Annotated in this window: 7 protein-coding genes and 5 pseudogenes; 9 read left to right on the plus strand and 3 right to left on the minus strand. The window is 59.5% G+C overall.

The window, feature by feature from the left end; genetic code table 11:
* The first annotated feature begins 139 nt into the window (after nucleotides 1-139).
* Both IVA96_RS23115 and IVA96_RS23120 read left to right on the plus strand, forming a co-directional pair.
* Nucleotides 140-1,696 (plus strand): ISL3 family transposase, encoded by a 1,557-nt coding sequence (locus IVA96_RS23115; protein ID WP_247419402.1) that lies wholly within the window; start codon nucleotides 140-142, stop codon nucleotides 1,694-1,696.
* 182 nt (nucleotides 1,697-1,878) lie between these two features.
* Nucleotides 1,879-1,998, plus strand: a pseudogene (locus IVA96_RS23120) (ATP-binding protein); the annotation flags it as partial.
* Nucleotides 1,999-2,049: 51 nt separating this feature from the next.
* Here the strand turns inward: IVA96_RS23120 and IVA96_RS23125 are convergent.
* Nucleotides 2,050-2,288 (minus strand): annotated as a pseudogene (locus IVA96_RS23125) (IS256 family transposase); the annotation flags it as partial.
* 1,706 nt (nucleotides 2,289-3,994) lie between these two features.
* Between IVA96_RS23125 and IVA96_RS23130 the strand changes: the two are divergent.
* On the plus strand, nucleotides 3,995-4,615 hold the full coding sequence (locus tag IVA96_RS23130) for a hypothetical protein (RefSeq protein WP_247419409.1): 621 nt from the start codon (nucleotides 3,995-3,997) through the stop codon (nucleotides 4,613-4,615).
* 129 nt (nucleotides 4,616-4,744) lie between these two features.
* Here IVA96_RS23130 and IVA96_RS23135 read toward each other — a convergent pair whose 3' ends face one another.
* The gene (locus IVA96_RS23135; protein ID WP_247277992.1) at nucleotides 4,745-6,415 is read right to left on the minus strand and encodes a recombinase family protein; all 1,671 of its coding nucleotides are present in this window, start codon (nucleotides 6,413-6,415) and stop codon (nucleotides 4,745-4,747) included.
* A 267-nt stretch (nucleotides 6,416-6,682) separates the two neighbouring features.
* Nucleotides 6,683-6,904, minus strand: a complete 222-nt coding sequence (locus IVA96_RS23140) for a hypothetical protein (RefSeq protein WP_247278048.1) — start codon at nucleotides 6,902-6,904, stop codon at nucleotides 6,683-6,685.
* Between IVA96_RS23140 and IVA96_RS23145 the strand changes: the two are divergent.
* The 6 genes and pseudogenes from IVA96_RS23145 to IVA96_RS23170 form a co-directional block, all read left to right on the plus strand.
* Nucleotides 6,878-7,054, plus strand: a pseudogene (locus IVA96_RS23145) (ATP-binding protein); the annotation flags it as partial. The gene IVA96_RS23140 and the pseudogene IVA96_RS23145 sit on opposite strands and share 27 nt — an antisense overlap.
* A 1,065-nt stretch (nucleotides 7,055-8,119) precedes the next feature.
* Nucleotides 8,120-9,580, plus strand: coding sequence for a biotin carboxylase N-terminal domain-containing protein (locus tag IVA96_RS23150; protein WP_247277993.1), 1,461 nt, complete (start codon nucleotides 8,120-8,122; stop codon nucleotides 9,578-9,580).
* Nucleotide 9,581: 1 nt separating this feature from the next.
* Nucleotides 9,582-10,088, plus strand: coding sequence for a biotin/lipoyl-containing protein (locus IVA96_RS35880; RefSeq protein WP_247277994.1), 507 nt, complete (start codon nucleotides 9,582-9,584; stop codon nucleotides 10,086-10,088).
* 1 nt (nucleotide 10,089) lies between these two features.
* Nucleotides 10,090-11,698 (plus strand): annotated as a pseudogene (locus IVA96_RS23160) (carboxyl transferase domain-containing protein).
* An 868-nt stretch (nucleotides 11,699-12,566) separates the two neighbouring features.
* Entirely contained in the window at nucleotides 12,567-13,580 is a 1,014-nt protein-coding gene (trpD, locus tag IVA96_RS23165; RefSeq protein ID WP_247277996.1) for an anthranilate phosphoribosyltransferase, read from the plus strand.
* A gap of 164 nt (nucleotides 13,581-13,744) precedes the next feature.
* Nucleotides 13,745-13,970, plus strand: a pseudogene (locus IVA96_RS23170) (M20 family peptidase); the annotation flags it as partial.
* Between the last annotated feature and the right edge of the window lie 1,192 nt (nucleotides 13,971-15,162).

Genomic DNA, 15,162 nt, shown 5'->3' on the forward strand with positions numbered 1-15,162 from the left:
GAACGGTCCTTCCTTTGTGGCGCCTCTCGAAGCGACCACGTTAGGCACTTTTGATGCCGGTTCGAAGGGCCGTTCCACACCATCACTTTTGATGCAGTTCGAGGGATCTCTGGCGCATTGATTGGGGAGAATCAGCGCCGTGCAGCAAGCACTCCACCGCTCCAGTCTGGTGCCGCGTGGGTTTGTTGTAGAGAGTGCGTGCTACGAGGGTGATAAGGCCGTCATCACGGTCCGGACGTCCGGAAGTGTCGGCCGGTGTCCATCATGCGGGACAGTTTCGCGGCGTATCCATAGCCGGTATCGGCGGCGCGTGACCGATCTGCCGCTATCCGGGCGGGTCGTAGAGCTCCTGGTGATCGCCCGCCGCTTCCGCTGCGACGCCGTCCTGTGCGGACGCCAAATCTTCACTGAGCGTTTCGCTGATGGGATATTGGCTCCATCGGCGCGACGAACGGCGAGGCTGGATTCTATCGTCCATCACCTGGGTCTGGCGCTCGGCGGCCGACCGGCGGCGGGCTTCGCAAAACGGCTGATGCTGCCAGTAAGCAAGGACACGCTCCTGCGTGTCGTCCGACGCCGCAGCTGTTCGCCGGCCGATCCTCTCAACGTCATCGGCATCGATGATTGGGCCTGGCGGCGCAATCACCGATACGCCAGCATCATCTGCAACCTGGAGAAGCGCCGGGTGGTCACCTTGCTGCCGGATCGTGAGCCCGCGACCGCCCAAGCCTGGCTGGCTGCTCATCCCTCGATCTCGGTCGTCGCTCGCGATCGCGGCGGGGGATATGGCGAAGCCGCAGCAAAGGCCCTGCCGCACGCGGTACAGGTCGCGGACCGTTGGCATCTAATGGAGAACGCCAGCCGAGCCTTCCTTGATGCCGTCCGCAAATCGATGCGCCAGATACGCACCGTCATCGGCGCAACCACGATCGATCCCAAGCTACTAACAGCCGCCGAGCGCCTCCAATATGAGGGTTATTTGCGGCGCGAGGAGACCAATGCGGCCATCCTGGCTCTGTCGAAGAACGGTGTACCCATCAAGCAGATCATGCGCCAGACTGGCCATAGCAGGAAGCTCGTACGGCAGGTGATCCGCGGCGAACGCAACGATGTCTTCCGGACCAGGCAAAGTTCGTTGGATCTGCATTTGCCGTGGCTCGACGATCAGTGGGCATCTGGCTGTCGCAACGGAGCTGAACTTTGGCGTGGTTTAACGGCGCATGGCTTCCGAGGCTCGCTCCGCGTCATCAGCGAGTGGGCAACCCGCAGACGACGGGCTGAAAAGGCCGACGCGCGAAGCCTTCAGAGGATTCCGTCGGCCAGGACCATCGCGCGCTTGATGACCATCGGCCGAGACTTACTCACGAAAGCGGAGACCGTCACGGTCGCGGCGATCGAAGCTGGCGTACCAACCCTGGTTGAGGCACGCGAGATCATCGCCGAATTCCACCTGATGATCCGGCGCAAGACCGAGGCAGGCATCACCCCATGGGTCGAGCGCGCCCGCGCCAGTCTCGTCGCCTCGTTCGCCAGCGGCGTCGCGAAGGATGAGGCGGCGGTACGGGCGGCAATCACTTCACCATGGTCCAACGGACAGACTGAAGGTCAGATCACGCGCCTCAAGCTCGTTCGTCGTCAAATGTACGGCCGCGGCAAAATCGACCTGCTTCAAGCTAGACTGATCGGTGCCGAATAGTCGGCGCTGCACCAAACTTGCGTCAGAGCCCCGATTGGATGCCGATCACCCCGAAAACGGGGTCCTTATTCCATGCCGAAACACACCACTTAAACCTGACGCGGCGCATCTGTTCTTCCAACTGGTGAGCCGGCGCTACGAAACCGGCGACATGCTGATCACGTCGAACCGCAGCGTTGCTCCTCGGCGACGCCATCCTGGATCGCCTCGTTCACAACGCTCACCGCCTCCAACTCTCCGGAGAAAGCATGCGAAAGCAGAACGCCCGCAACCAAACTCTTGGCGTCAACCCAAACCCCTGAACCAATCACCATGTCGGTCAAAGCCGCTGCTCACCATCGGCGAAATGCGCACAGGTGACCGTAGCGGACGACGCGCTGGTGGCCGTCCCGGGTCTTCAAATCGGAATGCTGGCCGAGAAAGTCTGCAACCTCGGCCTAGACCGCCTGGGCAAGCAGGACACGCGCCCCATTGCGCAAGACTCTGTGAGTTGATCGTCGAAGATTCCAGGCTGAATCAGATGGATGACGTTATCGTTGGACAAGGCATATCGCTCCTTCGGTGGAGAAGTGGAGGCGTCAAGCACCCCCACGATATGCCGCCTTTCCGATTCCCGCCGTCACCAACTTTGGGCGATAGCTCTTTGGGTTCTTCACGGACGTTATCATCTATTGCTCGATCTTTTCCTCCCTATTCCAGGAAAACGTGAATGTCGTTCTGCTTGCCTGATCGCCCCAGAGTGGCCGTGTAGGGCACATCATGAATCCTGATGTGGGTCTGTGGTCGGTCCGGGCTCGGCAGCACGTTATGCCAGTGCATTCCGCGCCGGAGGTTCTCCGGCGCCGGTTGATTGCCGTGTTGCCAACTCGGAGGGACGAATCCTCCTAAGTCTTGCGCTGGCGGCATGTACTGTGGCGCGAAGATCGATGTCCCGAAGCTTTGCCCCCATGATGGTGGCGGATTGACGCTTTGCACTGGCGAATGGGCGGGTAACGACAAATCCTGCCAGAAGTTCGCTGTATTCCAGCTATCGGCGGGAGGCTGGCCGGCTTGATCCACTCCACGCCAAAACTCTGGCGAATCGACAAGTTGCGTTGAGGGTCCCGGTCGATCCGCTATCGATGTCCCGAAGCTTTGCTCCCATGATGGTGGGCTTGGCGGATTGACGCTTTGCACTGGCGAATGGGCGGGTAACGACAAATCCTGCCAGAAGTTCGCTGTGTTCCAGCTATCGGCGGGAGGCTGGCCGGCTTGATCCACTCCACGCCAAAACTCTGGCGAATCGACAAGTTGCGTTGAGGGTCCCGGTCGATCCGCTATCGATGTCCCGAAGCTTGGCTCCCATGATGGTGGGCTTGGCGGATTGACGCTTTGCACTGGCGAATGGGCGGGTAACGACAAATCCTGCCAGAAGTTCGCTGTGTTCCAGCTATCGGCGGGAGGCTGGCCGGCTTGATCCACTCCACGCCAAAACTCTGGCGAATCGACAAGTTGCGTTGAGGGAACCAGGCTCGACGCGACAGCACTGGGGCTTCTTTCGCGATCGTTGGCGCGACTGTCGTTACCCCTACGGCGTTCATCCGCTTTACGGCTATGGTCGCACCCGGACCAGCCGGACGGGATTTGGCGCAGGGCTACCACGTTAGCGGCGGCCATCAGGTGGGACAGATCAGGCGCCCAGAGCACTCGCGATGCTCATCCTCGATACTCGATTGAGAGCGGCCGGAGCGTGGAGGCTCGAATCATCGAGGGGTGGCCGAGCTAACGGAGATTGTTGAGACGTGATCTAGACGGTGACGTCTCACGAACACGCCCGACAACTCAAGTCGTTGGGCGTATTGCTGCGTGTTCCAGCCGATCGTGATCACGGATTCCAGGGCATCGTGATCACCCATTCCAGAGCATCGTGATCACCGTTTCCAGCGGATGGTGATCGCTATTTCCAGCGATGCGATCGGGGCAATTAGGAAGCGCGCGCCGCTGACAGTCTGCAACCCGGGTAGCTTGGTCTTTTGCCTAACCGCAGAGGATCGAGATGCCGACCGAGAGACTGTCCATGCGCCACATCCGTGAAGTTCTACGCCTGCACTACAGCGTCGGCATGTCGCAACGCGCCCTTGCCCGCAGCCTGGGCTTGGCCCGGGCACGGTCAGCAAGTACCTCAACCGAGCCCGCCGCGCCGGTCTAACCTGGCCGCTGCCGCCGGAGCTGGATGACGACGTCCAGCTCGAGAACCGCCTGTTTCCGCCGCCTTCTGATCGGCCCAGCGACGAGCGTCCGCATCCGGATTGGGCGCTCGTGCATCGCGAGCTGCGGCGCCCGAACGTCACGCTGATGCTGTTGTGGGAGGAGTATTGCGACGCAAACTCCGACAGCTTCAGCTATGCGTGGTTCTGCGAACGCGACAAGGAGTGGACCGGCCGCCTCAAGCCGACCCTGCGCCAGGTCCATGTCGCCGGCGAGAAGCTGTTCGTCGACTATTCCGGCCATACCATGGAGGTGGTTGACGGGCTCAGCGGCGAGGCGCGCAGCATGCAGATCTTCGTCGCTGTGCTCGGCGCCTCGAACTACACCTATGCCGAAGCCAGCTTCAACCGATCGCTACGACAAGGGATCGCTGTTGATCACGACTCAGGTGCCCGTGTCGCAATGGCACGATGTCATTGCCGAGCCGATGACTTCATGATGCCTCCGTCTTTGAACGCTTGGTACGTCGTATCCGATTGCGCAGCCGACCGATTTGTTCGTCTGAGAGCTCGATCTGCCATGGCTGGCCTTTGGTTAACTGACGATCTGCCAGCATTCCGCGCGCAAGATAATCGAACACCGTCTGCGGGGTTACTCCAAGCTCAGCCGCTGCGCCCTGAATCGAGAAGCTCCCGTCGGGCCAGCGCGTTGGGTTCTTGTCTATGCCGTTGATTTTGACGGTGGGAATGCCCCAGCGGGTACGCAACACCCAGACGTTCTCGCCTTTGAAGGCGCAGCCTCGGGCCGCGACAAAGCCTTGGAGTATCGCCGCGATCTCGGCATCCATTTTGTGTTCAGCATTCAACTCGACGATCCGTCGCCGCAACCGATCAATGTCGATGTAATCGCGGTAGGTGTGAACGCGCCGTTGTACGTGATGCTCGCTGGTTGCGCCGGTCTGCCAGACGATCTTGAGCCACACTTGACCTCGGGTCCGCTTCTGATCAAGAACGACTTCGCGGATGACAAATCGCAGAATGCGCTTGCGATCGGCTGCCGACGTGGTGGCCGCATTCCAAATCCGCGGCAGGTTCTCGCCGGCGCTTGTAGCCCTGCGCGTTCCGCCGGGCCAATCAGAAGCGGCTCTTGCGCGCGCCAACGCGCATGCTGCTGCTCGACCGTCTCGACGACACGCAGCTTCTCTTCCCAAGCCCGCTCAAGTGAGCGCGCCACAAGACGGTTCTCGGGCTCGACGGCGTCATACTGACGCCGGGCGCGCTCGGCCTCGTAGCGGGCGCGCTCCACGCGAAGCGCCCACTGACGCTCGAGCTGACGGCTCTCTTGCTCCAGTTGGCCCGCCGCCGCGAGTGCGATCTCAATCTGATCCGGCACCAGGGCATCGAGGAGCATCCGTTCGACCAGCGCGTCAACCGCCAAGGTCCGGACTTCCTGACATAGTGCACTGCCTTGCTGGTCCCGATCCGAGCGGCAGCAATAGACCGGATAGTCGGCATTCGGGCCCGTGTAGCGCATGCTCATGCGCCGTCCGCAACGGCCGCAAATCGCAATTCCTTGTAACAGGGCTGCCCCCTTGCGCGGTACGCCAGAGTGTCCTGCCTCATAGCGGAAGATGTTATCTGCCAGTCGCCCCTGGTTGGCCATGAACTCCTCCCAGCTGATATAGCCTGGGTGGGCGGCGTGGAGGCAAACCGCCCAATCCGCGATCGCCACCTTGACCGTTCCCGTCAGCGATCCCGGCCGGCATCGGCTCGGATCCTTTTGCCGGCGGCCATAAACATACGCCCCAGCATAGGCTGGATTTTGAAGGATACTAAGGACGCGTGCACTATCTGGCGCACGCCAGACGATCTCGTGTGGAGATGGTCCAAGCAGCGGTCGAGCCGGCAAGGACAATCCATTCCTGTCCAAGTACCTCATCACACCGCGAGCGCTTTGCAGTTCCCGGAATTTAGCAAACACGAGATGAAGACGGGCCTGCACCTCCTCGTCAGGATTGAGAATAATTGTGCCCGCTCGATCATAGGCGAGCCCGGCTGGCAGGGGCAGCCGCAGTTCGCCCCGCGCCGCCTTCTGGCGTTCCCCTTGGTGAAGGCGCATCCGAAGCTGATGCAGCTCCGCCTCGCTCATGATGCCGGACAAGCCCAACAGCAGGCGGTCGTGGTAGGCGGGCGGATCGTAAAGCCGCTCGCCATCCGCAATGAGCACGCCGAACACCGAGCACAGTTCGAGCAGCTGATGCCAATCCCGGTTATTGCGGGCCAAGCGAGAAGCGTCGAGGCTCACCACAAGACCGGCGTTGCCAAGGCCGATCTCGGCAATGAGCTTCTGGAAACCATGACGATCCACAGCGCCAGCACCGGATTTGCCCAGATCCTCGTCAATGACCTGGACACGTTCCGGCGGCGAGCCCAGACCGATGGCACGATCGACGAGGCGGTACTGCAGCTCGGTGCTCTCCTGGTGCTGGCGCACCTGGTTCACGGATGACTGCCGCACGTAGACATAGGCCAACTTGGCTCGGTGCACGGCTCAGTCCCCTTCCGGGCGTGCCGGCAACCGCTTGCATTCGCCGCAGCAGCGTGGCGAGGATTTGAGCGATCTGGGTTTGCGTCGCGGTCGACAGATTCGGCCACAGGCGCGGAATGTCGGCCGTCGGGCGGCCGGGTGGATTTGCCGACGTCGGCAGTGGTCGATACGCAACGCGACCTGGTGGGTCATCGCGAATCACCTTCTCGTCGAGAAGGCTGAGACTCGCGCTCAAATGTTGCATCAATGGGATCAGCGTACGTGCACTGATGCGCGGCAGATCGACGGCGTTCGGGCGGGAAGTGATCGGCTCTCGGCAAGATCCGTCGACGCCATCCGAACCGCCCGCGGCCGTCCGTCCGGCAGCGCGACAACGACGTGGGCGGGACCGCGCCCCGACCGCTCCTTCAGCACCTCAAGCCGGTGCCCAAACAGGAAATGATGCGCGTAGACCGGCTCCTGCACCACAGCCATGTGCTGACGATCCGCGGTGACAGCTACCGGCTCCGCGCCAAGCGCAAAAGCGGCCTCGCCAAGACGCCGACCGCCGGTGACGGCCCTCCGGTCGGCTCCGCCTCCCTCCGGCCCGTCACCGGGGGAAACAACCTTCAACCGAGATCATAATCCGGATGGTGGGGGCAGTTCTTCATGAAGCAAAGTGGGCGGTTCCGGATGGCGTTTGACACACGGGGCAAGCCCCCACCCGTAGACAGAATGGATAGTGCGTTACGTACGGACCTGGCTACTTCCGGGAAGCCAGGAGCTTGGACAAAACTGTGCGATCATTTCGTTGAAAGGCCTTGAATCGCACGTAACGTCACATTGTACGATCTTGAAATGAGATCGCGACCTCTGACAAACGAGGGTGTGGGACGATGGCATAACGACCTTGTCGTATTTCGAATTTGCGGCGAACGCTCGCCGTAAATGAGCCGGCGGCGACTCTCCCTTGCCGACGGTCGGGGCGATGTGTAGCAGCGTCGCTCCTCCCAGACTGACTTCGCCCGGCTTCCAAAATGAGGCCGGGCCTTTTTTGCCGTCGGGAAGACGTTAGTGCCTTGTCGACGTGCAACTGCTCGATCAGCTCGTCCGCAACCAGGCAAACTTGCGAGGTCGAGTCCGGCAAGACAACACGCGTTACGACCACATCGGCATGCTGATTGTAAATCGTCAACAAATCGCAGCCTTCGGTTCTAGCATACAAAGCAACGCTTCCGAGCCACCAACGACTTGAACGGTTCCGGTCTGTTTTCCTATAGACAGGCCATACTGTGCCTTGCGCAGGAACACCAATACCGCAACGTACCGACCTAAAGAGATATCGTGACGCGCACACAACGAACGCATTGGTTTTTGCGTCCCAAAGCCAACTGCTGTGCAGTAGTTCTTATTGTGCAACGGCATCTCTGTGCTCGAGTCGGCGGGTGCGCGAGATCAGCCGCCGAACGGTGATTTCCATTGGCGATACCGCAAGAAAAACGAGACTCGAATTGACGTACTACGAACCATCCTGCACCCTCGATCGTCCCCGCGCGGCGCTCCCCAAACCGAGCCGCAAGGTAATAAATTGCGCGGTGGATGCCGACTCACTGTCAACAGATAAGCGAGCGGAGCCATCGAAAGCGGACCAACCGCTCCCAAGTGACGGAAGTCTCGTTTGAGTTGTTTGTTTGGATATGAATGCACACAATGCCTTTCGATACCGTCCTTATCGCCAACAGAGGCGAGATCGCCGCCCGCATCATCAAGACGTTGCGAAAGCTGGGCCTTCGTTCTGCAGTTGTCTACCACGAGGTCGATGCGCAAAGCCCGGCAGTCTCCATGGCCGACACAGCGATTCTTATCAGCGGTCACACGCCGATCGCGGCCTATCTGGACATCGCACAAATTATCGCCGCCGCTCACAAGGCGGGCGCCGGCGCTGTTCATCCAGGTTATGGATTTCTTTCCGAACAGGCTCAATTCGCCACGGCCGTGATAAAGGCCGGCATTGCGTTCATCGGCCCCGCACCCGAAACTATTGAACTGATGGGCGATAAAATTCGGGCCCGCAACTTCGTCCAGTCGAACGGCTTTCCAGTGGCCCCATCTGCAATTGAGGAGGACGATCCAGCGACGTTCGTCTCCAGGGCGCGTGCAATTGGAACCCCTTTGCTGGTAAAGCCGTCAGGGGGCGCGGGCGGCAAGGGCATGCGGATTGTACGCGACGTCGATGCTCTGGAAGGCGCGATTGAGCAGGCTCGCTCTGAGGGGCAACGGTATTTTGGGGATCACCGGCTTTACGTCGAAAGATACATTGAGAACCCGCGGCATATCGAAGTGCAGGTACTCGGCGACTCTTTTGGGAACATTGTACACCTGTTTGAGCGGGAGTGCTCGGTGCAACGCCGCTTCCAGAAGATCATCGAGGAAGCGCCCTCGCCAGCGCTGTCGCCAGAACTACGGAAACGCGTCTGCGAGACCGCGGTCGGTATCGCACGCGCCGCGAATTATCAGAACGCAGGAACCGTTGAATTCATTTTCGATGCAGGAGAATTCTACTTTCTCGAGATGAATACGCGCCTACAGGTCGAACATCCCGTGACTGAGATGATCACCGGCATCGATCTTGTCGCCGAACAGGTCTATGCCACCGCGGGCCGAGAACTTGGTTTTGCTCAGTCAGATATCGTTTCGAACGGCCACGCTATCGAAGTAAGGCTGTACGCTGAAGCCCCCGAACGAGGCTATGTTCCGACGTCCGGCAAAGTACTTCTTCTCGAGTATCCGAGCGGGGTACGGATTGACAGCGGCATCACGCAGGGTCAGCCAATCACCACTGCGTTTGATCCCATGCTCGCAAAGATCATCGCGCATTCGCCGACGCGCACATTGGCCACCGCCACGGCCAATCACGCGATTCAGGGGGTCATTCTTCTCGGCTGCGAGACAAACGCTAGCTTCCTCGCCCGCATCCTTTCCGACGAGTCGTTTGTCCGCGGACAGTTTCATACGGGATATCTGGAGGAAAACCCGCACATTGCCGCTGGTGACTCTGCTACCGGCCTACCGGCATTCTTGGCATCAGCTGCTCTCCTTACCCGACAAGTGCGCGAATCGGCCGATGCCGTGCCCGCGCTTCACGCTTCGCTCGGCCATTGGAGAAATTGACGTGTATCACTCCGTCGAGGTTGATGGCGTCGACCATCAGTTATGGCTTTCACCCTGCCAATCCGGCTCCTATCATCTTCACTTGCGCGACCAAGTCATTTCCCCGGTCGCGTTTGCCCAATACGGCGAGAATTCAGGTGTCCTGACCATTGCCGGCGAGACCGAACGAGTCCGCTTCGTCATCGAAGGCGACCTGATCCACGTCCACATCCGTGGCATGATGCGCGTTTTGCGCTACAGCGACCCGTTGCGAACGCTCGCTTGCGTGAACCAAGAGGCAACTTCGCTCATGACCCGCGCCCCGATGCCGGGAGTAGTCGTTACGATCGCGGTTTCGCCTGGTCAACCGGTATCCGCAGGCGCGGCGCTGATGATGATTGAGAGCATGAAGCTGGAAACTATTATTCGCTCTTCACAGGATGGCGTAGTCGATCGAATCCATTTCAAAGAAGGGGAGAGCTTCGAGCGGGATGCTGTGCTGATTACGCTATCGAAAGAAGGGCGCTGAAATGCTACGAATCGCTTCTGGGGCGAATGTCAATTCGCAAGACTTTCGTCAAAACGAGCTCCACAACAGGCGGCTTGCTGACGAGTTGAAGGAGCGGCAACGTGCTGTCCGCTTCCAGCGGCCCGACCGGGAGCTCGAGCGCCTTCGACGTCAAAATAAGCTGTTTGTACGAGATCGGATCGACGCCTTGCTCGATCCAAAAACTCCGTTCCTCGAGCTTTCAACGCTGGCCGCTAACAAGGCCTATAACGGCGAAGTGCCCGGCGCGGCACAGGTCGTCGGCATCGGGATCGTCGCGGGTCGCGAGGTGATGGTTCATGCAGACGACGCAAGCGTAAAGGGCGGCGCATGGTATCCGTTGTCTGTCAAGAAGATAGTGCGAGCCTTGGACGTCGCAATCGAGAATCGTCTGTCAGTGATTCATTTGTGCGACGGCGCCGGAGGATTCCTACCTTTTCAGGCAGAGTTCTTCGCCGATCGCTACTTCGCGGGTCGGATCCTCCGTAACCAATCCATTCTCTCCAAGATGGGAGTACCGCAGGTCGCGATCGCAATGGGTCATTGCACAGCGGGAGCGGCCTACGTCCCGGCGCTTAGCGAATTCAACATTATGGTCGAGGATACGGGAGCTATATTTCTCGGTGGCCCTCCAGTCGTGAAAGCTGCTACCGGTGAAGACGTATCGGCACAGGAGCTTGGGGGCGCCCACATGCATACGAGCGTGTCGGGCACGAGCGATTATTCCGCAAGCTCCGAGATGCACGCCATTGCGATCGCACGTGATATCGTTGCCCGATTCCATCGTCCCGCGAAGACTCCGATTGATCAAGCCGCCCCGGAGCCCCCTGCTTACGACGCATCGGAACTATACGGCATTATTCCAAAGGACCCTCGAGTGCAGTTCGACATGCGGGAGATCATCGCCCGCATGATCGATGGTAGCCGATTCCACGAATACCAGCCGCGTTTCGGCACGTCCCTGCTGTGCAGGTTTCGCGCGGCTTCATGGATATCAAATAGGGATTCTTGCAAATAATGGCGTGCTGCTCAGCGAAAGTGCGCTGAAGGGCGCTCACTTCATCCAACTATGCGACAAGAACCGGACGCCCCTGCTCTTCCTGCAGAATACGACGGGTTTCATGGTCGGCCGCGAATACGAGCGCCGTGGCATAACCAAGGATGGTGCCAAGCTGATCATGGCCGTCTCGGGAGCGTCGGTCCCAAAATTTACGGTCGTTTGCAACAGCTCGCACGGAGCAGGTACCTACGCTATGGCGGGACGTGCTTTCGATCCTCGGTTCGTCTTCACCTGGCCGCAGTCTCAGATCTCTGCGATGGGCGCCGAGCAAGCGGCAGGTGTGCTGACCCACGTTAAGACCAGACAACTGGCCCGTGACGGTGGGCGGCTCGCAGAGCAGGAGCTGGCAGCTATTCGAGGTCCCCTTCTCGACGAGTATCGGGAACGATCCAGCGCCTACTATGCAACCTCCGAAATCTGGGACGACGGAATTCTTGATCCAGTCGATACCCGAAGTGCACTCGCGATCGCCCTGAGCGCTTCGCTGAATGCTCCCATCGAAGCGCCCCATTATGGCGTATTCCGAATGTAGCCGGCAGGAGTCGAACGTCCGTCTCTGTAGATTCTACTCCCTAGCTGGGTCCAAATCGACGCATCGTCCTGTCCCCGGCATGAGCCAGATTGGTGTCGTCCACATTCCGGGCAGAACTCGAATTCGCGACCTTGGTCAAATTAGACCAGCCCGTTTCTAAGTGGTGCGTTGAATTCGGTGACCACGTTGTCGATCAGGATAACGGGTTGCGCCGAAGTAGGCCGAGCTGGGGTCGCATAGCCCTGATTGGCCGCGCATCGAACCTCGCGTGGGGACTACGCAAATTGCGTAACACTCGAGATGATCTGCTCGTTACACTTCTAGCATTGCGTAGTGTATTGCGAGGCTCCTGCGGGTCGAAGCCATCGAGATCTGGAGTTCGCGATTGATGCAAGCGCGGGCCGCCCTGCTGACTCTGATCCACCAACGGACGCGTCAGTCACATTAAGATCTAAGGTGCGCCCTACTGATGAATTGTTGGGTCCATTCATCATCGACGATAACAGTCCTGGGAGGAGACATGCAAGCCATCATGCCGATCTCAGTCAACTATTCCACGACGGGCTGGGTGCAGAAGAAGTTATCCCGCCATGCTCGACTATGGACCATCCACCGTCTTGCCGTCCAATCGTCTGATCTGATCTCGAGCAAAGAACACTTGCTCCTTTGCAAGTGAACGCCATGGATAGCTTGATTCTTACGTAGCGTCAGGTTGTAGGATTGCAGAGCCGACTGACGTTCAAGCTGACACCACGCATGCCTCGACAACGCATACGCGGTCCGAGCCGGACCGGTTGCCGAGCTGCATGACCCCACTAACGCCCGTTTCGAATGAGGCCACTTGGAACGACTAAGCACATGTAGAGCAATGAACGCCCTCAAATCGATCATTAGCAAAGTTGCTACAGGTGCCACGCTGACCCGCGAGGAGACCGCAACAGCCTTTGAAATCATCATGTCGGGCCAGGCGACATCCTCCCAGATCGGAGGATTATTGATGGGGATGCGGGTACGTGGCGAAACCGTAGAAGAAGTCACCGGCGCAGCCTCGGCCATGAGGAGCAAAATGCTCCGGGTCAGTGCGCCCCCCGATCCCGTCGACATCGTTGGTACGGGCGGTGACGCTTCGGGCTCAGTCAACGTGTCGACATGCGCCTCATTCATCGTCGCCGGGGCCGGCGTTCCTGTGGCCAAGCATGGCAACCGCGCCGTGTCCTCACTATCAGGTGCTGCTGACGTCTTGGCCCGCCTCGGCGTGAAGGTCGACCTCCCGCCTGTAGGCGTTGCTCGTTGTGTGCACGAAGCTGGCATCGGCTTCATGCTTGCGCCCATCCGTCATCCGGCTATGCACCACGTCGCCCGAATCCGAGCGGCAATTGGGACCCGCACGATCTTCAATCTAGTCGGCCCGCTCGCAAATCCGGCCGGAGTCAAGCGGCAGATCGTCGGAGTGTTTTCGCGGCAATGGGTGCAGCCTTTGGCGCAGGTGTTAAAGAACCTTGGTGCTGAGTCCGTCTGGGTGGTGCATGGCTCAGATGGACTCGATGAGATCACCCTCACCGGGCCGACGTTTGTTGCCGCGCTAGAGAGAGATGCGATCCGCACCTTCGAAGTCACCCCCGAAGAAGCGGGCCTCGCCCGCTGCCATAACGAGGCGCTGAGGGGCGGCAACGCCGATTCCAATGCAATCGCGCTGCAAAGCGTGCTCGACGGCATGCCAAGTCCGTACCGCGATGTTGCTCTTCTCAACGCCGCCGCGGCAATGATCGTGGCCGGCCGCGCAAGCAGCTTGAAGGACGGCGTCGCCCTTGGGCACGAATCCCTTAATAGCGGTGCGGCAGCCGCGCGATTGAAACACCTGATCGCGATCTCCAATGCTTGACACGGCCGATGTACGACATTTTTAACACCAACATCGAAGCCAACGAGCGCGAAGAGATTGCAAGCGCAAAGCGCGAGTTGCCTCTGCCACACGTCGAGGCGCTTACCGCGGTTGCGTCACAGACGCAGCAGCCCCGCTTTCGAAGCGACGGGAGCAGGAGCGCCCCCTATGAGAAGTGAAGCGCCGGAGCTGCGCTCTTCGATCATGCCAAACCCTTGCCGCCGGGCTCGGCTTCGATTTGGTCGACGTCTTCACCGGCGGCGTTTCCGGCGGCGATTTTACCGCGTCGCGTACCGCAAGACTCGACGGCCTCGCCGTGACGGCAAGGGCGCGCATACCCACTATGAGCAGCTCTACATTTCGTTAGTTGAACCGCGTGGGCGGCTATAGCATCGGCTCTATCAGACGCTGCGATGATTGCTGCGTGACGCGATAGCTGCCAGGCCATTTGCCGCCGTACGGCGGCGCGCTCGCGCATTCACGCAGCTCGTTTTTTCAGGGCAGGCGCCGCAGCTGGGGTGCATCGCATGAATTGCGTTGGCGGGACAAAGGCGCGCTATGGCGTGAGAGTCGAGTGCAGAAGAGGTGGTACTGTGTACTTCTCGGTTGCGGCGAGTAATTTAAGCTTGGCACCGCGAGCTCTTCCACTTTTCCTATCGGCGTTGCCCGGTGAGCCTCGGAAAAGTTTGATCCAGCGACAACACCAAGGGGCTTGAATCGCACGTAAGGTTAAATTGTACGATCTCAAGGTACATCAGTCTCGGGCTGGTCGAGATAAGGATTGCGAATGTTCGAGCATGTCAGAATCGCACCGCACCGTTATAACTCGATCATCGCGACAGTGCGGCTCGCGCGTGGTCCTGATGGGCTCAACAATCTACGGCCAGCACCATATGCCTTCACTGATCCACATCGCTGGAGAGCTGGTCAATTCAGAGGACGTCAACGTCACCCCTACCACGCTGTGCGGCTCCCCCTATTGCAGATTGGAAACCGAGTTCCTCCCCGGGTCGGGACACCAGTGGAGATCAGTTGAAAAGGAGTTTTCGGTTGTGTTCGCTCAGCCCGATTGGAGCTCGCACGGCGCCGTCATCTCGGAAATGCAGGATGGTCGATCCGACCTCCGATGGTTCCAATCGGCTTAGGCGGCTAGACCGGCGCGACAATCGCGAAAGATTGCTTCGCATTTCGGGGCAGCACGATGAAAAAACCCGACGGTACCAAGAACGTTCTGTTGGTCGACCACACTGAAGGTCAATGCCGAGCCATAGTCGGCTTGAAAGATGAAGATTCCAGATCTCCTATATGTGCGGTGAGCCTGTAAGTCGGAAACCTCAAGAAGATAACGTCATGGTGCGCTTATCACTACGGGCAGATGCACCTCAGCGCTGTCGGACAAAACGGAGCCCGTGACGAAGCGCCTCCGTCTTTACGCTTAAAGAGATTTGCATCGATCCCGGGCTGATGACGTCGTCAAGACCGTCTTTCAATTACCCACATTTAGCCGAGGGGGCTGAGGGAGCGCACCAACTATTGCATCGCAGGAATCGACCGTGATTCCTTGTCTGGCACCGATTCGCAG

The sequence above is a fragment of the Bradyrhizobium sp. 159 genome, from assembly GCF_023073795.1.
Lineage (GTDB): Bacteria > Pseudomonadota > Alphaproteobacteria > Rhizobiales > Xanthobacteraceae > Bradyrhizobium.

Excerpts from the sequence above, each read along its gene's own strand:
- IVA96_RS23140 (WP_247278048.1), bottom strand. The coding sequence starts at position 6,904 with ATGGCTGTGGTGCAGGAGCCGGTCTACGCGCATCATTTCCTGTTTGGG.
- IVA96_RS23150 (WP_247277993.1), top strand. The coding sequence starts at position 8,120 with ATGCCTTTCGATACCGTCCTTATCGCCAACAGAGGCGAGATCGCCGCC.
- trpD (WP_247277996.1), top strand. The coding sequence starts at position 12,567 with ATGAACGCCCTCAAATCGATCATTAGCAAAGTTGCTACAGGTGCCACG.